Annotated in this window: 19 protein-coding genes; 7 read left to right on the forward strand and 12 right to left on the reverse strand. The window is 33.3% G+C overall.

All coding sequences use genetic code 11. From position 1 onward, the window contains the following. Positions 1-22: 22 nt before the first annotated feature. A complete protein-coding gene (gene gldC, locus QZ260_RS04575; protein ID WP_295983257.1) occupies positions 23-358 on the reverse strand; it encodes a gliding motility protein GldC in 336 nt (111 codons plus the stop codon). Beyond that, the gene (gene gldB, locus QZ260_RS04580) at positions 358-1,320 is read right to left on the reverse strand and encodes a gliding motility lipoprotein GldB (protein WP_295983260.1); all 963 of its coding nucleotides are present in this window, start codon (positions 1,318-1,320) and stop codon (positions 358-360) included. Before gldB ends, gldC begins: the two co-directional genes overlap by 1 nt. Positions 1,321-1,412: 92 nt before the next feature. Here gldB and nadE point away from each other — a divergent pair, with 92 nt between their 5' ends. Together nadE and QZ260_RS04590 are read left to right on the forward strand one after the other, a co-directional pair. After that, positions 1,413-2,201 carry an NAD(+) synthase gene (nadE, locus tag QZ260_RS04585; RefSeq protein ID WP_295983262.1) on the forward strand — a complete coding sequence of 263 codons (789 nt, stop codon included), beginning with the start codon at positions 1,413-1,415 and terminating at the stop codon, positions 2,199-2,201. A gap of 101 nt (positions 2,202-2,302) precedes the next feature. Further along, on the forward strand, positions 2,303-2,932 hold the full coding sequence (locus QZ260_RS04590; protein ID WP_295983265.1) for a response regulator transcription factor: 630 nt from the start codon (positions 2,303-2,305) through the stop codon (positions 2,930-2,932). Here QZ260_RS04590 and dnaG read toward each other — a convergent pair. Next, entirely contained in the window at positions 2,927-4,885 is a 1,959-nt protein-coding gene (gene dnaG / locus QZ260_RS04595) for a DNA primase (RefSeq protein WP_295983267.1), read from the reverse strand. The two genes, QZ260_RS04590 and dnaG, sit on opposite strands and share 6 nt — an antisense overlap. 516 nt (positions 4,886-5,401) lie before the next feature. On the opposite strand from dnaG, the gene QZ260_RS04600 reads away from it, so the two are divergent. The 4 genes from QZ260_RS04600 (at position 5,402) to QZ260_RS04615 (ending at position 9,514) form a co-directional block, all read left to right on the forward strand. Then, on the forward strand, positions 5,402-6,019 hold the full coding sequence (locus QZ260_RS04600) for a class I SAM-dependent methyltransferase (protein WP_295983271.1): 618 nt from the start codon (positions 5,402-5,404) through the stop codon (positions 6,017-6,019). Positions 6,020-6,083: 64 nt separating this feature from the next. Continuing rightward, entirely contained in the window at positions 6,084-7,532 is a 1,449-nt protein-coding gene (locus QZ260_RS04605; RefSeq protein WP_295983272.1) for an aminotransferase class V-fold PLP-dependent enzyme, read from the forward strand. A gap of 124 nt (positions 7,533-7,656) precedes the next feature. Continuing rightward, on the forward strand, positions 7,657-8,046 hold the full coding sequence (locus QZ260_RS04610) for a hypothetical protein (RefSeq protein ID WP_295983273.1): 390 nt from the start codon (positions 7,657-7,659) through the stop codon (positions 8,044-8,046). A gap of 13 nt (positions 8,047-8,059) precedes the next feature. Next, the gene (locus QZ260_RS04615) at positions 8,060-9,514 is read left to right on the forward strand and encodes a YiiX/YebB-like N1pC/P60 family cysteine hydrolase (RefSeq protein ID WP_295983275.1); all 1,455 of its coding nucleotides are present in this window, start codon (positions 8,060-8,062) and stop codon (positions 9,512-9,514) included. Positions 9,515-9,568: 54 nt separating this feature from the next. Here the strand turns inward: QZ260_RS04615 and QZ260_RS04620 are convergent, their stop codons facing one another. The 8 genes from QZ260_RS04620 to rsgA all read right to left on the reverse strand — a co-directional run bounded on the left by QZ260_RS04620 (position 9,569) and on the right by rsgA (position 16,524). Continuing rightward, positions 9,569-10,546: a polyprenyl synthetase family protein gene (locus QZ260_RS04620; protein WP_295983277.1), complete on the reverse strand. Its 978-nt coding sequence runs from the start codon at positions 10,544-10,546 to the stop codon at positions 9,569-9,571. A 47-nt stretch (positions 10,547-10,593) separates the two neighbouring features. After that, the gene (gene rlmN / locus QZ260_RS04625; RefSeq protein WP_295983279.1) at positions 10,594-11,634 is read right to left on the reverse strand and encodes a 23S rRNA (adenine(2503)-C(2))-methyltransferase RlmN; all 1,041 of its coding nucleotides are present in this window, start codon (positions 11,632-11,634) and stop codon (positions 10,594-10,596) included. Between the two features lie 262 nt (positions 11,635-11,896). After that, on the reverse strand, positions 11,897-12,946 hold the full coding sequence (queA, locus tag QZ260_RS04630; protein ID WP_295983281.1) for a tRNA preQ1(34) S-adenosylmethionine ribosyltransferase-isomerase QueA: 1,050 nt from the start codon (positions 12,944-12,946) through the stop codon (positions 11,897-11,899). 81 nt (positions 12,947-13,027) lie between these two features. Continuing rightward, positions 13,028-14,251 carry a 3-phosphoshikimate 1-carboxyvinyltransferase gene (locus QZ260_RS04635; RefSeq protein WP_295983283.1) on the reverse strand — a complete coding sequence of 408 codons (1,224 nt, stop codon included), beginning with the start codon at positions 14,249-14,251 and terminating at the stop codon, positions 13,028-13,030. A gap of 35 nt (positions 14,252-14,286) precedes the next feature. Beyond that, entirely contained in the window at positions 14,287-14,613 is a 327-nt protein-coding gene (locus QZ260_RS04640) for a nucleotide pyrophosphohydrolase (RefSeq protein WP_295983286.1), read from the reverse strand. Further along, positions 14,610-15,125: a metal-dependent hydrolase gene (locus QZ260_RS04645; RefSeq protein WP_295983289.1), complete on the reverse strand. Its 516-nt coding sequence runs from the start codon at positions 15,123-15,125 to the stop codon at positions 14,610-14,612. The genes QZ260_RS04640 and QZ260_RS04645 overlap by 4 nt, the downstream gene beginning before the upstream one ends. Continuing rightward, positions 15,125-15,577: a D-aminoacyl-tRNA deacylase gene (dtd, locus tag QZ260_RS04650; protein WP_295983291.1), complete on the reverse strand. Its 453-nt coding sequence runs from the start codon at positions 15,575-15,577 to the stop codon at positions 15,125-15,127. The genes QZ260_RS04645 and dtd overlap by 1 nt, the downstream gene beginning before the upstream one ends. Then, positions 15,574-16,524, reverse strand: a complete 951-nt coding sequence (gene rsgA, locus QZ260_RS04655) for a ribosome small subunit-dependent GTPase A (protein ID WP_295983301.1) — start codon at positions 16,522-16,524, stop codon at positions 15,574-15,576. Before rsgA ends, dtd begins: the two co-directional genes overlap by 4 nt. A gap of 90 nt (positions 16,525-16,614) precedes the next feature. On the opposite strand from rsgA, the gene QZ260_RS04660 reads away from it, so the two are divergent. Next, positions 16,615-17,067 (forward strand): hypothetical protein, encoded by a 453-nt coding sequence (locus tag QZ260_RS04660; RefSeq protein ID WP_295983292.1) that lies wholly within the window; start codon positions 16,615-16,617, stop codon positions 17,065-17,067. 69 nt (positions 17,068-17,136) lie between these two features. On the opposite strand, the gene QZ260_RS04665 is transcribed toward QZ260_RS04660, so the two are convergent. Next, a partial coding sequence (locus tag QZ260_RS04665; protein ID WP_295983293.1) for a chorismate mutase occupies positions 17,137-18,042 on the reverse strand: 906 nt, incomplete at its 5' end.

The raw sequence follows: 18,042 nt of genomic DNA on the forward strand, positions 1-18,042 counted from the left end.
ATCAGTGTTCGATCTTCAATAATTACTTTTTCAACTCAAGTTTTTCAGCAAAATAATCGCAAAAATCTTTCATGGTAGCACTCATTTTATCGTCTTGAGTGGCTTTATAGAAGGTATCACTCATAGCCACTAAAGTTTGATGAAAAAACACTTTCATTTCATCAACTGGCATCTCTTTTGTCCATAAGTCAATACGCAAAGTCTCTTGGGTTTTAGCATCCCACACGGCAAGCATCATGGCTTTGGCCTCCTCATTAGTTATACCACCATCTTGAGCCGTCCAATGTATTTTTTCTGGTACTCGGTTTTCATCCAATTCAACATTAAGCTCTATTTTAGAAGTAATCGTATTTGCCATTATTTACGTGGTTTAAACTTTGAATTATTAAAAATATCTTCGGTACTTTTTATAAGCATATCTTTTAAAGATGCTTCATTCTGCTCCATATAGGCCCTAACAATATGCCAACCTATATATTGCCCTAAACGCCCAGGAGAATCGGCATCGACACCCTCTAAATAAAACTTAGAAAATGGTGCAGGGTTTATAAATCTGCGAGGTAATTTAGAATCTGTACTAAACAACAATTCGCGGCTTACTAGAAAACGCCATATATAGCTTTCGTTTGTAATGGCCCAATTCAGTTCAGCTTCACTATAACCAATGCGTTCAGCTTCCGTTTTAAAAGGCACCATAACATCTTTAAAGTATAATAGCTTCCCGAAGTAAATCATTTCATCTAGCAAGGTTTTACGTTCTGGATGATAGGTATGTTTTTTTGCATATTCGTTAGCGAGGTCGACTACAATTTGCTCTTTGTTTAAATTCACTTTTAAAAAGTTAGCAATACTGCCGTAAAACTCGTGGTTGCTTCCTAAATAAGAATCTAATGCAATTACCACAATAGTATCTGTAACGATTATTCTATTTCTATGATCTACATCATTTGTGGTCGTAATTATTCTTGGCGAGTTAAACTCTGAAAAATAATATTTTAAATGGTTGAATAAGGATTCTATTTCAGTCTCAGTGTCTTCAATATCTAAAAACACTTTATCAACTTCATTAAATAGTTGAATTTGCAAGGTGTCTTTTGCCTTAGCTAACCAAAATGAATCTGGATATTTTTCAGAAAACATAAAAGGATAAGCCCTTTTTATATCCACCAGTTTGTTTGAAGTGACTTTAGAAAATAACTTATCAAAACGTTCTATTTGAACATCTGTATTAATTTTAGCTATTTCATGCTCCAAAGTCTTATCTTTTTTACAAGAAGTAGCAATCATTACAACTAATAAAAACAAAAATATGGATTTCATAGAAAACTTAAATGGCATAAATTTTTATAAATTGAGCGTAAGGGTTATTTTTGTTTACAAAGGTACTATTCTTAGATTTAAATTCATTTAAAATGCAAACAGAAAAAGTTGTAAATCATATTGTAAATTGGCTTAAAGATTATGCCACAAATGCTAGCGTAAATGGTTTTGTTGTTGGGGTTTCTGGAGGCATCGACTCTGCGGTAACTTCTACACTATGCGCCAAAACAGGACTCAACGTTTTATGTGTAGAAATGCCTATTCATCAAGCTGAAAGTCATGTTACGAGAGCCCAAGAGCACATTTCTCAACTTAAAAATCATTTTGAAAATGTTGATGATACACGTACCGACTTAACACCTGTTTTTGAGGAGTTTAAAACTGAAATTTTTATGGATGGTGACCAAGCTACAGTTGATATGGCTTTAGCTAATACTCGTGCTAGATTAAGAATGACCACACTTTACTACTATGCTGGCCTTTATGGCTTATTGGTTGCTGGGACAGGAAATAAAGTAGAAGATTTTGGCGTTGGTTTTTATACCAAATATGGTGATGGTGGCGTGGATTTGAGCCCTATTGCAGACTTACTGAAATCGGAAGTTTATGAAGTAGGTGAATTTTTAAAAGTACCTAAATCCATAATGAAAGCTGCACCAAGTGATGGTTTATTTGGAGATACAAGAAGTGATGAAGATCAAATAGGAGCCTCTTATCCAGAACTTGAATGGGCCATGAAAATGGATGATGAAGGAAAAACTGCAGATGCCTTTTCAGGAAGAAAACAAGAGGTATTCAAAATATATAAACGATATAACAATTCTAACAAACATAAAATGATTTCTATTCCAATTTGTGAAATCCCTACTAATTTGTCATAATTATTGCAGAATCTGTAAAAAAGTCATACTTTTGTAACAAGCTTATTCTCTCAACATAACTATCTCTCAATTAATTAGTTATTAAAAAAAGCTACTCAATTATGATAAAATTATTAATAGCAGACAACCACCCAATTACCAGAAAAGGACTCGAAGTTCTTTTCTCAGCATCGTCCGACATAAAAGTTGTTGGAAGTGTAAATGATGGCGAAGCCATCTTGGATTTTGTAAAGAAAAATCCTGTAGACATTATTTTAACTGAAGCAGATTTCCCAAAATTAAATGGGTTAACTGTTTTGCGTTATTTGAAAAATGATTTTCCAGACATTAAAACCATTATTCTTAGTGCACAACCAGAAGAAGTTTATGCCATTAACGCCATCAAAGCTGGCGCTGCTGGTTACATAAACAAATCTGTTAATGTAATTACTATTAATGAAGCCATTTTAAAAGTACATGAAGGCGGTATTCATTTAAGCAATGACTTAACGCAACAGCTTGCCTTTGGTACTAGAGTAAACAAAGGTGGTACTTTTTACAAGAGACTATCTACTAGAGAAGCAGAAGTATTAAAACTTCTTACTATTGGCAGGAAAAATAAAGAAATTTCTAAGGAATTAGATATTAACGAAAAAACAGTTAGTACGTACAAAGCTAGACTAATGCGAAAGCTTAAGGTTACTAATTTAGTTGATTTAGTTAATCAAGCAAAACTAAGCCAACAGTTATAACACACGGTTTAGTTTTCTAGATAATAACATTTTTAGACCCGAATAGTCTTTTACTTCTTCGAGTATATTTCTATTCGAGTCTATTTTGTTTTGCAGCGTTTCTTGCTGAAACTCCTTCACTTTTTGGTCTATTAAAAAGCATCGTAAACTTAAAATGGTTTCGCTAACCAATTGAGCTACGGTGTGCATTTTTTCTTTAGGATATATATTCATCCTTTTCCAATCGTCTAAAGCGTAGCGTTCATCTTCCATTAAAATGGTAGTAATTTCATTAGCCATATCTTGATCTACTGAATTCACAAAAATTTTCAACTCAAAATCTTGATCTTGGTTTAACCTATCAATAATGGTATAATAAAGACTTTTAAATTGCTCATTCGTAAATTGCATTTCATCATCCTGAAGATCTAAAAAAATTTTCTCAAACACTTTAACCTGATGAATTACAGGCTCTAAAACCAATTCGCCTTTATCATTTTCTTTTAAAACTAAATCTTCAAAATTTTCAGTTTCATTTCCGTATAGCAATAAAACCTCAATTATTTTTCGTTCTAAAACATACTGAACATCAACTTTTGCAATAGGCTGCTGGTGTTTGACTACTTCAAAGGCTTTTTGTTCTTTTTGATATTGTTTATTTTCTTCTTGAGACTCTTTTTTATTTATTTGAGCCAAAGTGCTAAACAGTACTTCCTCACTTATATCCATAATTCTAGCACATTCCTGAATATAAATTTCTTTTTTAATGCGGTCAGGAATTTTTGAAATACTGTTAACAATATCTCTAACTGTTTCTGCTTTCTTTATAGGGTCGTTTTTAGAATCCTCGAACAATATGGAAGCCTTAAACTGGATAAAGTCTTTGGCATTGTCTTTTAAATATAAACCTAACTCTTCTAACGTATTTTGTTTTGCAAAACTATCGGGATCTTCACCTTCTGGAAAAGTACATACCCTAACATTCATACCTTGCTCCAAAATTAAATCTATACCACGAAGTGATGCGCGCATACCAGCAGCATCTCCATCAAAAAGTACGGTTATGTTTTTTGTAAGTCGGTTTATAAGTCTAATCTGTTCAGAAGTTAAGGCAGTGCCCGAAGAAGACACTACATTATGTATCCCTGTTTGATGGAACTGAATCACATCCGTGTATCCTTCAACCAAATAACAATTATCTTCTTTAGCTATACTTTGTTTTGCATGATAAATACCATAAAGCACCTTACTTTTATGGTAAATATCGCTCTCTGGTGAGTTTACATATTTAGCTGCTTTCTTATCGGTTATCAAAATACGTCCGCCATAACCCAAAACCCGACCACTCATACTTTTTATAGGAAACATAACGCGACCTTTAAATCTATCAAAGCGTTTATCTTCTTTAACTATGGTAAGTCCTGTTTTTTGTAAAAAATCAATATTATAGCCTTGTTTTAGAGCCTCATCGGTAAACGCTTGCCACTCATTTAATGAATATCCTAAATCGAACTTTTTAATGGTTTCTTCAGTAAATCCGCGCTCTTTAAAGTAACTTAATCCTATTGATTTTCCTTGGTCTGTTTTATGCAGCACTTTTTGAAAGTATGTATTGGCAAATTCACTAACCAAATACAAGCTTTCACGCTCGTTTGCTTTTTCTTTTTGTTCAGAAGATTGCTCGGTTTCTTCTATTTCAACATTGTACTTTTTAGCCAAATATCTTATAGCCTCTGGATACGTAAAATGTTCATGTTCCATTAAAAAAGACACGGCAGTTCCGCCTTTTCCTGTAGAGAAATCTTTCCAGATTTGCTTAACGGGCGACACCATGAAACTCGGCGATCGCTCATCACTAAAGGGGCTTAAACCTTTAAAGTTACTCCCTGCTTTTTTTAGCTGAACAAAATCACCAATAACCTCCTCTACGCGGGCGGTTTCAAATACTTGATCGATGGATGAAGGTGATATCAAAAAATGAGATTTTTAGTGTACGTAAAAGTAAGATAAAATTATACATTCATCAAGATATAAACCTCATCTTGACAATAAAACTAAATTTATTGATTGTGATAAATTTATTTAATTGATTATTTTTTAGACAAATCACTCATTACATGAACAACAGATTCTGTAGTATCTGTCAAAATTTAGAATAATTTGATTCTGTGTTAATCCGAAAAATTAGCATCTTTTATGCGCTAAGTTACATGCACAAGACCAATGGTATACAATCAGTAAAAAGCTAACCAAAAAAGGCTCCAAAATTCCGTGACTACCAATATTTTGGCACATGTATTCCATCGATCCGATAAAGTGCCTCACTTAATAAATTTTCTAAATAAAAATTCGCTAATCGAGGCTTATAATAGCTTTCACACTTACGTGCGACTTCACACTTCATTACCTTCCACATTTTGTATCTTCGTTCTCATAGCCAAACTGCAATTTAGAAATCGATAGTCACAAGCTAAAGAAAGAGACAAAACAATGAAATTAGATAGAAAAAAACATTGGGAAACAGTTTATGAAACTAAAAATCCAGACCAAGTTAGTTGGACGCAAGAAACGCCAAAAACTTCACTTGAATTTATCCATTCTTTCGGACTCAAGAAAACTGCAAAAATAATTGATATAGGCGGTGGCGATAGTAAACTGGTGGACTACTTGCTTGATGAAGGATTTGAAAATATTACTATACTTGACATTTCGGCCAAATCAATGGAAAAAGCAAAAGACCGCCTTGGAGAAAAAGCAAATAAAGTAAATTGGATTGTAAGCGACGTTACAGAATTTGAACCCAATATGACTTTTGATTTTTGGCACGACAGAGCAACCTTTCATTTTCTTACAACGACTGAAGAAATAAAAAAATATTTAAAAACTGCAAGAAAATCTGTAAACGGATTCTTGACAATTGGAACCTTTTCCAAAAATGGACCTAAAAAATGTAGCGGTCTTGAAATAAAACAATACAATGAAGATGAATTAACATTGGAATTGAAAAATGGATTCGACAAAATCAACTGTGTAACAGAAGACCACATAACACCATTTAACACAACGCAAAATTTCTTATTTTGTAGTTTTGAAAGACAATTGAACTGAAAATCCGGCGACTAGCAATAAACAAACACTATGAAATACAGTCAGGAAAAAGACAACGACAACGATGATTGACAAAATTAGAAAATTAGAAAAATTATCGATGCTTTTAGATCCGGGATTGAGCCAAAGAACTAAATGGAATTCAAAGGTTCTAGATTACTCGAACACATTTATCAACAAGCTGCAGACTACCAAAGCTTTTTTCTACTCAGACGAAAATGGGAAAGACATATTCAACCTAGATATTGAAGAGAAGTCAACGGGGTTAACCTCATTATTAGATAGTATAACAAAAAATATCGATGAAGTAGGTATAAACCCGGCCTCTGGCGGGCATATGGGATATATTCCAGGTGGAGGACTTTACCCGTCAGCTCTTGGAGATTTTATTGCCGCTGTTAATAATCGTTATGCCGGAGTGTTTTTTGCTGCTCCTGGAGCAGTTCGTTTAGAGAACATGCTTATTCGCTGGATGTGTCGTCTTATGGGTTACCCTGATGAGGCTACAGGCAATTTAACCTCAGGAGGTTCTATTGCGAATCTAGTGGCACTTGTAACAGCAAGGGAAGCTCATAACATCAAAGCTCGAGATTTTGATAAATCTGTAATTTACCTATCAGAGCAGGCTCATCATTCTGTATTAAAAGCTATCCGAATTGCAGGGTTATCTGAAGCTCCAATTAGGTATATTCCTTTAGATGAAAAATTAAGACTTTCAGCAAATGAATTAGAAAAAGCAATTATTAAAGATAAAGAGAATGGTTTGATGCCATTTTTTATAAATGCTTCTTTCGGAACGACTAATACAGGGGCAGTTGATCCTATAGAATCAATTGCTCATATCGCAATAAAACATAAACTATGGTTTCATGTTGATGCCGCTTATGGTGGTTTTTTTAAATTAGTAACTAAATTAAATTCTAAATTTGAAGGCATACAGCAAGCCGACTCTATTACCCTCGACCCTCATAAAACACTTTTTTTACCGTTTGGAACTGGTACTATTCTTATTAAAAATAAAGAAAAATCATTAAAAGCATTTCAGTATTTAGCTGACTACATGCAGGATACTATTGATGCTGATGAAGAAATTTCACCAGCAGATATATCACCAGAACAAACAAAACACTTTAGAGGAATGAGAATGTGGTTACCGCTTAAATTATTTGGTTTAAAGCCTTTTAGAGCGGCATTGGAAGAAAAACTATACTTAACTCGGTATTTCTATGATAAAATAAAAAAAATAGAGGGCTTTGAAGTTGGGCCGGAACCCGAGCTTTCTATTGCAATATTCAGGTATGTACCCACAAATAGAAAGGCAGACTCCTTCAATGAAAAATTGATTAAGGCTATTCAAAAAGACGGGCGCATTTTTCTTTCATCAACTAACATAAATGATGTATTTTGGATACGAATTGCAGTAGTCTCATTTAGAACGCATCTAGTCCACATAGAACTTTTACTAGATATTATTGAAGAAAACGTGAGAAAAATATCAATTGAACTAAATTAAACTAGAGGCTAAAAACGTGTAACTTATTGCTCGTTCTAGCTAGCGTAACTAAATAAATAAGATGGCCATCATTAAAAATTAATCTTGACTGATTACCTAATTACTAAGAACAATAAATTTAATTATGGAGTTTTTCCGAATTATCAAAGTAAAGACACAAGACAAGACTATTCAAGATGAACTAACTATTAAAAATCTAGAATTTATTAGCAGTGATATTTTTGTTATTGGTGATCAAAATAAAACTGAAGCTAATGTTGGAGGTGTTTGGGGAGAATTCACTTTAACTCGAACCAGTATTAGAGGAGGCCTGCGTTTTGCATTGGTAGAATGCCCTAATGCATTAACTTGGACCATTACAACTGGAATTCTTCCTGAACCTGACGTTATAGTTATTCATCTAACAATAAATCGTCAAAAACAGATGGAATCTTTTATTGAAGAAATCGAAGAGTTTTTAGACGACCAAAGTATTTGCTTACAAAAATATTTCAAAGAAAATAAATCTATCTAAACAATAATACCATATGAAGAAATTCTTAAAATTTGTATTACTGATCATCGTATTATACTTTTTGCTTCTAATTCCAATACCTCAGAGTCAGAAAGAAGTACAAATGGCTTCACGAAATCCATTTATTTGGGGGCAGGATAAGCTTTGGGATCAATTAGAAGTTTCCTTTAAAAACGCAAAAGAAATTCCATCTGGAGCTTTGGATTCAATAGTAAATAAGATGACTATTGAAACCGATAGTATATTTAATGAAAATGAAGATAAACTTCTAAAACCCAACGATCCTTTTTATACATCCATTGAAAAAAGGTTTTTTAATATTGCGCCATTAATTGCTGCACAAAAGGTTAAGTCCGATTGGTATATTCGGTTCTATAACCAAGTAAGAAAAAAGATGAAAAATGATTCTCGTTCTTGGGATATGGGTCATGAGCTAACACGAAATCTAACGTATCGCATACTTTATGGTATGAGAGCTACAGTTGAAGAGATTTTACTGCAGTCTAGTGATGATCAATTTATTACAACAACGTTTGTTTCGAATGAACCATCCGTAACTCCTTCAGTAATTGTTTTAGGAATTGAAGTGCATAGTGGTGATTTACTTATAAGTCGAGGTGGAGCAGAAGTTTCTGCCTTTATATCAAGAGGGAATGATTATCCAGGAAATTTTTCACATGTTGCCATTATTCATATTGATAAAGAAACTAACGAACCGTATTTTGTTGAAGCACACATAGAAAAAGGAGTTGCCCTAGCTTCGCTTGATGAGTACTTAAATGATAAAAAACTAAGGTTTATGGTTATGAGACCTAGAGCCGATTTGCTTCAAATGATAGAAAATCCCATGCTCCCGTATGAGGCCTCTTTATATATTTATAATGAATCTCAAACTAGGCATATTCCTTATGACTTTAAAATGGACTATTATGATTCTTCGGCCATGTTTTGTTCAGAAGTTGGATCTTATGCCTATAAGCATTCTGGAATAGAACTATGGGAATTTGAGTCTACCATCTCTTCTAGTGGTATTATAAATTGGCTGAATGATTTTGGTGTGGAAAATTTTGTTACACAAATGCCATCAGATTTGGAATACGACCCGATGTTAAGTGTTGTGGCCGAATGGAGAAATAAAGACATTCTTTTTCAAGACCACTTAGACAATGCTGTTATGGATGCCTTGATAAGTCGTGCCAATGAAGGCGAAAATTTAGATTACAATAATTGGTTGCTCCCGATTGCTCGAACCATTAAAACCTATTCGTTTTTCCTTAATTTAATTGGGAAAGATGGTATTATCCCTGAAGGTATGGATGCCCAAACTGCATTGAAAAACAATGATTTTGTGGACCGTTTTAACATATGTAAAACCTCAACAGAATCCAAAATAAAATCTTTTAAAGAAGAAAATAAATACTTGCCGCCATATTGGCAAATGGTACGAATGGCAGAGGAAAGCTTGTAGAAATAATAATTAGTTTAATATTAAGTTTAACTTGTTGACTAAAGGAAATTTTATTTACTTCTTTCTATCAATCACATAATTCACCATCAGTTCTAGTGAATTTTTATAATCAGAATCAGGATACGTTTTAAGTATTTGTAAGGCTTCTTCTTGAAAGGATTTCATTTTATTTACGGCATAATCTAAACCACCATTATCTTTAACGAAAGCAATAACTTCTTTAACTCGCTTGGTATCTTTGTTATGATTTTTAACAGAATTAATAAGCCATTTCTTATCTTTTTTAGACGCTTGATTTAATACATGAATTAATGGCAAGGTCATTTTTTGCTCTTTAATATCTATCCCCGTTGGCTTTCCTATTTGCTCATCACCATAATCAAACAAATCATCTTTTATTTGAAATGCCATACCAATTAACTCTCCAAACTTACGCATAGACTCAACATGCAATGATTCTGGTTTAACTGAAGCTGCGCCCAAACTACAACAAGCCGCTATTAACGTTGCTGTTTTTTGACGAATAATTTCATAGTAAATATCTTCAGTAATATCTAATTTACGTGCTTTTTCAATTTGAAGTAATTCGCCCTCACTCATTTCACGAACGGCTATTGAAATGATTTTAAGTAAATCAAAATCATTATTATCAATAGACAGCAGCAAACCTTTTGAGAGTAGAAAATCGCCAATTAAAACCGCTATTTTGTTTTTCAATAGAGCATTTACTGAGAAAAATCCTCTTCTGCGATTACTGTCATCAACCACATCGTCATGAACCAATGTTGCAGTATGAATCAATTCTATAACCGATGCCCCTCTATAGGTACGTTCACTCACTTCGCCATTTGCAACCATTTTAGCCACCAGAAAAACAAACATAGGTCGCATTTGTTTACCTTTTCGGTTTACTATGTAATGCGTAATTCTATTTAATAAAGCAACTTTACTAGACATAGAAAGCAGGAACTTTTGCTCGAAAAGATCCATCTCATAGCCTATAGGCTTCTTTATTTGTTCTACTACTTTCAAATAATTGGTTTAAAGAAGTTCAAATATAAGTTTTAGAATAGAATATTTTAGGATTTGTTAGCTAATTGTCCGCAAGCAGCATCAATATCTTTACCTCTACTTCGTCTTACGGTAACCGTTATATTATTTTCTTCAAGTACTTTTACATACATATCTATAGCACTAGAATGGGCTTGTTGAAACTCGCCATCATCAATAGGGTTATACTCAATAATATTTACTTTACTTGGTGCGAATTTACAGAATTCAACCAATGCCTCAACATCTTTTATTTTATCATTAATACCTTCCCAAACGACATACTCATAAGTAATTCTATTTTTGGTTTTAGCAAACCAATACTCCAATGCTTCTCTTAAATCATTTAGAGGAAAAGTAGCGTTGAAAGGCATTATGGATGTGCGTACCTCATCAATAGCAGAATGTAATGACACTGCAAGTTTAAACTTAACATCGTCATCAGCCATTTTTTTAATCATCTTAGGCACTCCTGAAGTTGAAACAACGATGCGTTTTGGTGACATTCCTAAACCTTCTGGTGATGTAATTTTATCGATCGCTTTAATAACGTTATTGTAGTTCATGAGTGGTTCTCCCATGCCCATAAATACGATATTACTTAGTGGTCTATTATGATATAATCTACTTTCATTATCGATAGCGACTACCTGATCATAAATTTCGTCTGGATTTAGATTTCGCATGCGCTTTAATCGCGATGTTGCACAAAACTTACAATCTAAACTGCAGCCTACTTGACTAGAAACACAAGCCGTGGTTCTGGTTTTAGTTGGTATTAAAACAGACTCTACAATTAAATTGTCATGTAAGCGTACCGCATTTTTTATGGTACCATCTGAGCTACGTTGCATTTGGTCGACCTTGATATGATTAATAACAAAGTTATCTTCCAGCATTTGACGGGTTTCTTTTGAGACATTCGTCATATCCTCAAAAGTGTGTGCCGATTTTTGCCACAACCACTCATACACTTGATTACCTCGGAATGCTTTATCGCCTTCTTTTACAAAGAAATCTCTAAGTTGTTCTTTCGTTAGCGCTCGTATGTCTTTTTTCTTGATTTCCATCTGAATGCAAAAATAAGGAAAGGATTTTCTAATTAGGAATTATGAATTAATAATTATGATTGGTACTTGAAACTCGCATTAGGGATTGTAGCGGCATCCTTTTAAAAAGCTGAAATTGAAACTAAAAACAAGTAGATAACTACATCCTTCATACTTGAAACAACACTTTTAAAAGATATAGCGAAAGCCCGACCCCTGGGTAATGCTCAATTAATTTACAAAAAAAGCCTCTTAAAAAAGAGGCTCTTTATTATTTTGAATATTATATGATTAACATAGCATCGCCATAACTATAGAATTTGTAACCTTCTTTGATAGCTTCATCGTAAGCCCGTTTTATAAAATCGTGACCTGCAAATGCTGCAACCATCATCAATAACGTTGATTTTGGTGTGTGAAAATTAGTTATCATAGCATTTGGTATAGTAAATTCGTAAGGAGGAAAAATGAATTTATTGGTCCATCCATCATACTCATTTAGCTGCCCGCCTGTCGATACTGCACTTTCTACGGCACGAACAGCAGTGGTACCAACAGCGCAAATACGTCGCTTTTCTTTAAGAGCTGTGTTGACAATTCCGGCTGCTTTCCCTTGAATTTTCAGCTCTTCGCTATCCATTTTATGCTTAGATAAATCTTCAACCTCAACTGGGTTAAATGTACCTAAACCTACGTGCAATGTTACCTCAGCAAAATTAACACCTTTAATTTCTAAACGTTTTAATAGGTGTTTAGAAAAGTGAAGTCCAGCAGTTGGTGCCGCAACAGCGCCTTCGTTTTTAGCAAAAATAGTTTGGTAGCGCTCTTCATCTGAAGGCTCTACATCTCTTTTTATATATTTAGGCAATGGTGTTTGTCCTAATTCACTCAATTTAATACGAAATTCTCTGTACGATCCATCATATAAAAAGCGCAGTGTACGACCTCTAGATGTTGTGTTATCTATAACTTCTGCAACCAAGGTATCATCATCACCAAAATAAAGTTTGTTTCCAATTCTTATTTTACGAGCTGGATCAACCAACACATCCCAAAGGCGTTGTTCTTCATTCAGTTCTCTTAACAAAAACACTTCTATTCTAGCTCCTGTTTTTTCTTTGTTACCATAGAGTCTTGCCGGAAATACTTTAGTATTATTTAAAACTAAAACATCATCTTCGTCAAAATAATCGATAACATCTTTAAACATTTTATGCTCAATAGTTTGCTCTTTTCTGTTCAAAACCATTAAACGAGATTCATCTCTATGTTCTGCAGGATATTCTGCTAATAATTCTTCTGGTAACTCGAAACCGAAGTGTGATAATTTCATACGTGTCATTTAGTGTTTTTAATTAGAAAGGATGCAAATATACAATCTGCGCATAGGGGTTGTCAAGTAAATACCTGTTTATTATTCAGTTATTTTAAATCCTATGGATTTTAAGTCTTCCCAAAAGGTTGGATAAGACTTTGAAACCACCATGGCATCTTCAATTATAATTGAAGTTTTCAATGCTAAAGGTGCAAATGCCATTGCCATTCTATGATCGTTATAGGTTGCTATAGACACCATTGAATTTATCCTTTTTGATGCTGATAGATGCAATGATTTGTCTGTAATTTCAACCGATCCTCCTAATTTTTCAAGTTCGATTTTTAAAGCTACTAGACGGTCTGTTTCTTTGATTTTTAATGTGTGCAAACCAATTAAGTCACAGGATATACCTAAAGCAAAACAAGTTACTGCTATAGTTTGGGCAATATCTGGAGCATTTTTCAAATCTAGAGATAGGGGTTCTAAATTCGATTTTTCCTTTTTTAAAGTTAATTTATTTTCACTAAAACTGGCAGAAACTCCAAAGTGTTTATAAATACTCACTAAAGCAGAATCGCCCTGAAGTGAATTCTCCTTGTAAGACGACAAATTGATTTCTGTTCCTACTTCACTTAAAGCTGCAATACTAAAATAATATGAAGCAGACGACCAATCGGACTCTACAGTGAAAGTTTTTGGCTTTAAAGTTGTTGTATTTGGTTTTACTCTAATGATATTTCCCATAAATGAAGATTCTACACCAATCTCATCCAATAAACTTAATGTCATATTTATATATGGAATAGATGTGATTTCGCCTTCAAGTGTTAATTCTAAGCCGTTTTCAAGTTTAGAAGCTATTAGTAATAAAGCAGAAATATACTGGCTACTTACATTAGCTTTTAAAGACACTTTATGTTTGGTAAGTTTTTTTCCTGTAATTTTTATTGGAGGGTAGCCTTCATTTTCTTTATAGCTAATTTGAGCTCCTAATTCTTGCAACGCTTCAACCAAAATTTTGATTGGGCGTTCTTTCATCCTTTTGGATCCCGTAAGAATTGTTTCTCTACCTTCTTGAATTGAGAAATATGCTGTTAAAAAACGCATAGCCGTTCCTGCGTGATGAATGTCAATAATCTCTGATTTAGAGCTTAAAGCATTCGTCATTAAATTACTATCATCTGAATTTGAAACATTTTCTAGTTTAAACTCCGGATATAATGCTTGTAATAGTAATAACCGATTAGATTCACTCTTTGAACCTGTTATTTGAATAGAAGACTGCTTGGCAATTGCAGATTTTTGAAGTGTAACGTGCATGTTCTAATAAATTACTATTTAAAGAAGTCGCAAATTTACTTTAATTTTTCGTTATTATGATGCCTATCATGGTCGCGTTTTGCTTTCTTATCCATTCTTTTATCAAAGGCTTTTTGTAAGTCTACATCTGTTTGGTTTGCTAAACATAACACTACAAATAGCACATCTGCTAATTCTTCACCTAGATCTTTATCTTTGTCACTTTCTTTTTCGCTTTGCTCTCCGTAACGTCTGGCTATAATCCGAGCTACTTCACCTACTTCTTCTGTCAGTTGTGCCATATTGGTAAGCTCATTGAAATATCGAACACCATGTTCGTTTATCCAATTATCAACTTCTTTTTGTGCGTTTTCAATGTTCATTTATATTTTTTTAAAGTACCTAAAATTAACAAAATAAGTAAGGATGGAATAACAATAAATTTTATTTCACTTAAAACGACTCGCAATCCCCAACCGGAAAAAAACTTTTTAATCCCTAACGGCGACACTAATATTTCTCTAAATGAAAAGAAGAATCTATCGTTATTGAATGGTATAAAAAACCCTATACCTTCACCTCCTGATGTCATCGCATCAAAAATTCCGTGTGATATCGTTGATAGAAAAATAACCAAAAACCAAATTAATTTATTGTTTCTACCAATCGTAAGCATTAAAACTAATGCCCAAAGTATAGCAAAAAAAATAGAATGTGTAAATCCGCGATGTCCTAAAGGGTGTTGATACGCTATTCCTAATTTAAAAGTAATAACGTCAAAATCTGGTAAAATTGCAGAAAATATGGCTGCTAATAGTAACCATTTTGTCTGTTTATTACCAATAAGCTTTGTTATAGTAAACCCCACAACACCATGACCAAATATCGATGCCACTATATTTTATTTTTAGTATCTATAATTATTGTTACTGGTCCATCATTTAGTAAATCCACTTTCATATCAGCTCCAAACTTACCTGTATGCACTTTTTTGCCTAAGTCTTTTTCAAGTTGAGTTATAAAACTTTCATAAAGCGGAATAGCAACATCCGGCTTTGCCGCTTGAGTATAACTTGGGCGGTTACCTTTTTTAGTTGAAGCATGCAATGTAAATTGACTCACTACAATCGCATCACCATTTGTATTAACCAATGCCTTATTCATGACTTCATTTTCATCTCCAAAAATTCTTAAATTCACTATTTTGTTTGAAAGCCAATTAATATCTTCTTGGGTATCATCACCTACAATACCTAGAAAAATTAAAAGTCCCCCTTTAATTGAAGCTACTTTTATATCTGCAATGGTTACACTTGCTTTTGAAACTCTCTGTATAACCGCTTTCATTCTTTATCCCAAATATCTGTTCGATAATGCTCATCTTCACCTTCTAACATTTGCAAATAACTTCTGTAACGCGAATATGCAATCTCATCATTTTCCAAAGCCTCCTTTACAGCACATTTAGGCTCTTTCAGGTGCAAACAATTATTGAATTTACAATCTTGTTTTAATTTGAAAATTTCAGGGAAATAATCACCTATTTCTTCTTGTTCCATATCAACAATACCAAACCCTTTTATTCCTGGCGTATCAATAATCTTTGCATCGAAACTTAAATCGAACATTTCTGCAAAAGTAGTGGTATGTTGTCCTTGACTATGTTGTATTGAGATCTCTTTAGTTTTGATATTTAGCGAGGGTTCAATAGCATTTACAAGTGTAGATTTACCAACTCCCGAATGGCCAGAAAACATACTCGTTTTATTAAGCATTAAGGATTTAACTTTATCTACATTTTTTCCAGTTTTGGCTGAAACACCAATACATTCATATCCTATTTTTCTATAAATATGTGCTAAAAACCTAACTTCATTAAGTGTTTCTTCATCATATGTATCAATCTTATTAAATAATAAAACGGTTTTTATAGAATAGGCTTCCGCAGTTACTAAAAAGCGATCAATAAAGCTGGTAAGTGTTGGCGGATTATTAATGGTAATCATTAAAAATACCTGATCTAGATTAGCCGCAATAATATGAGTTTGCTTAGATAAGTTTACAGATTTTCTAACAATGTAATTCCTTCGGTCATGAATATTATAAATAACTCCCGTTTCGGCATTGTTATCAGTTTCTAATTCAAAATCTACAACATCACCAACAGATATTGGATTGGTACTTTTTATTCCTTTAAGACGGAACTTCCCTTTGATACGACATTCGTAAGTATGCCCTAAATTGGTTTTTACCGTGTACCAACTTCCAGTAGATTTATAAACGTGTCCCGTCATAGTGTTTTCAAAAGTAAAGCTAAAAAATTTTTTTTTAGCATAGATATTGGTTAATCTTGTCATTATTAATTTAAAACAAAAACCAAGAACATGAAAAAATTATTAATTGTATTAGCTATTTCTTTATTTACTTTCCTTGAAACAAATGCTCAAGTTGAATACAAAGTGGTAACAAGTGTTGAGTCTATTATACCTAGTGGGTTAGGTCGTTCTAGAATTATTAGCGCTAATGACACGAAAGACTACAAAGAATTTACTAGCACTCAAACCGATGAAAAAAATACACGTAACAAATCTAAGCGTGGCGAAATAAGAGTTAAAGGTTTTGATGAAACTAAATTATTAAACTTTTTTAATGTTGCCGGTATTCGTTTTCAAAACATTGCTGCAAATGACGCTATAATTACTTCTAAAATTAATACAATGATTGAAGAAGGCTGGGAACTCGCTTTTGTAACTAGTGGTGTTGAAAGCGACGGTGGAAAAGGAGATGGTCAAGGTATTTTTATAACACGTTATCTTTTTAAAAGAAATAAGCAATAGTTTTTCTTTTACTTAAATATAAAAATGCCTCACTTTAGTGAGGCATTTTTATATAATTTATTTAATAAACTATCCGTTAATAACTTTCTCTTGATGATTAATTGATTCTTGGTGAACCGCCTTAAACATCTTTAAAATAAATTCTTCACTTAATCCGTGTTGCTCGCCTTCCAAAACCATTTTACCTAAAATCTCATTCCAACGTTTAGATTGTAAAACTGCCACGTTTTTTTGTTTTTTAAGTGCACCAATCCCATCAGAGGTTTTCATTCGTTTTCCTAATAAATCGATAATTTGATTATCAATCACATCAATTTGCGCTCTTAAATTATCTAACTCGCTGTTATATTCTGCTTCAGCGTTAGATTCTTTTTTGATTTTTAAATCTCTCATGATTTGAACTAAGGTTGATGGCGTTACTTGCTGGGCAGCATCACTCCAAGCCTTTTCAGGATCGTAATGTGTTTCAATCATTAAACCATCAAAATTTAAATCTAAAGCAATTTGAGATACATCAAAAATCATATCTCTTTTTCCTGTAATATGTGATGGGTCGTTAATTAAAGGAATATCTGGGAATTTATTTTGAAACTCAATAGCTAATTGCCATTCTGGAGTATTTCTATATTTTGTTTTTTCATAAGTTGAAAACCCTCTGTGTATTGCTCCTATATTTTTAACTCCTGCTTTGTAAATTCTTTCGATACCTCCTAGCCATAATGCTAGATCTGGATTTACGGGATTTTTGATTAACACAGGCTTATCAGTTCCTTTCAAAGCATCTGCAATATCCTGCATAATAAAAGGGCTAACGGTAGAACGTGCTCCAATCCAAAGTAAATCTACATCATGCTCTAAAGCCAATTTTACATGGTTTGCATTTGCAACTTCAGTACAAATTTTCATACCTGTTTCTGCCTTTACTTTTTGAAGCCATTTTAAACCTAATGCTCCAACACCCTCAAACATACCAGG

Origin of the sequence: uncultured Algibacter sp., from assembly GCF_905480415.1 — a bacterium.
GTDB lineage: Bacteria > Bacteroidota > Bacteroidia > Flavobacteriales > Flavobacteriaceae > Algibacter_B.

Bases quoted from the DNA above. Each gene is read 5' to 3' on its own strand.
- queA (WP_295983281.1), bottom strand. From the start codon at position 12,946: ATGAAATTATCACACTTCGGTTTCGAGTTACCAGAAGAATTATTAGCA.
- gldC (WP_295983257.1), bottom strand. From the start codon at position 358: ATGGCAAATACGATTACTTCTAAAATAGAGCTTAATGTTGAATTGGAT.
- QZ260_RS04615 (WP_295983275.1), top strand. From the start codon at position 8,060: ATGAAGAAATTCTTAAAATTTGTATTACTGATCATCGTATTATACTTT.
- QZ260_RS04605 (WP_295983272.1), top strand. From the start codon at position 6,084: ATGATTGACAAAATTAGAAAATTAGAAAAATTATCGATGCTTTTAGAT.
- QZ260_RS04640 (WP_295983286.1), bottom strand. From the start codon at position 14,613: ATGAACATTGAAAACGCACAAAAAGAAGTTGATAATTGGATAAACGAA.
- QZ260_RS04590 (WP_295983265.1), top strand. From the start codon at position 2,303: ATGATAAAATTATTAATAGCAGACAACCACCCAATTACCAGAAAAGGA.
- QZ260_RS04600 (WP_295983271.1), top strand. From the start codon at position 5,402: ATGAAATTAGATAGAAAAAAACATTGGGAAACAGTTTATGAAACTAAA.
- dtd (WP_295983291.1), bottom strand. From the start codon at position 15,577: ATGAAAGCGGTTATACAGAGAGTTTCAAAAGCAAGTGTAACCATTGCA.
- gldB (WP_295983260.1), bottom strand. From the start codon at position 1,320: ATGAAATCCATATTTTTGTTTTTATTAGTTGTAATGATTGCTACTTCT.
- QZ260_RS04635 (WP_295983283.1), bottom strand. From the start codon at position 14,251: ATGCACGTTACACTTCAAAAATCTGCAATTGCCAAGCAGTCTTCTATT.
- rsgA (WP_295983301.1), bottom strand. From the start codon at position 16,524: ATGACGGGACACGTTTATAAATCTACTGGAAGTTGGTACACGGTAAAA.
- QZ260_RS04660 (WP_295983292.1), top strand. From the start codon at position 16,615: ATGAAAAAATTATTAATTGTATTAGCTATTTCTTTATTTACTTTCCTT.
- QZ260_RS04610 (WP_295983273.1), top strand. From the start codon at position 7,657: ATGGAGTTTTTCCGAATTATCAAAGTAAAGACACAAGACAAGACTATT.
- nadE (WP_295983262.1), top strand. From the start codon at position 1,413: ATGCAAACAGAAAAAGTTGTAAATCATATTGTAAATTGGCTTAAAGAT.
- rlmN (WP_295983279.1), bottom strand. From the start codon at position 11,634: ATGGAAATCAAGAAAAAAGACATACGAGCGCTAACGAAAGAACAACTT.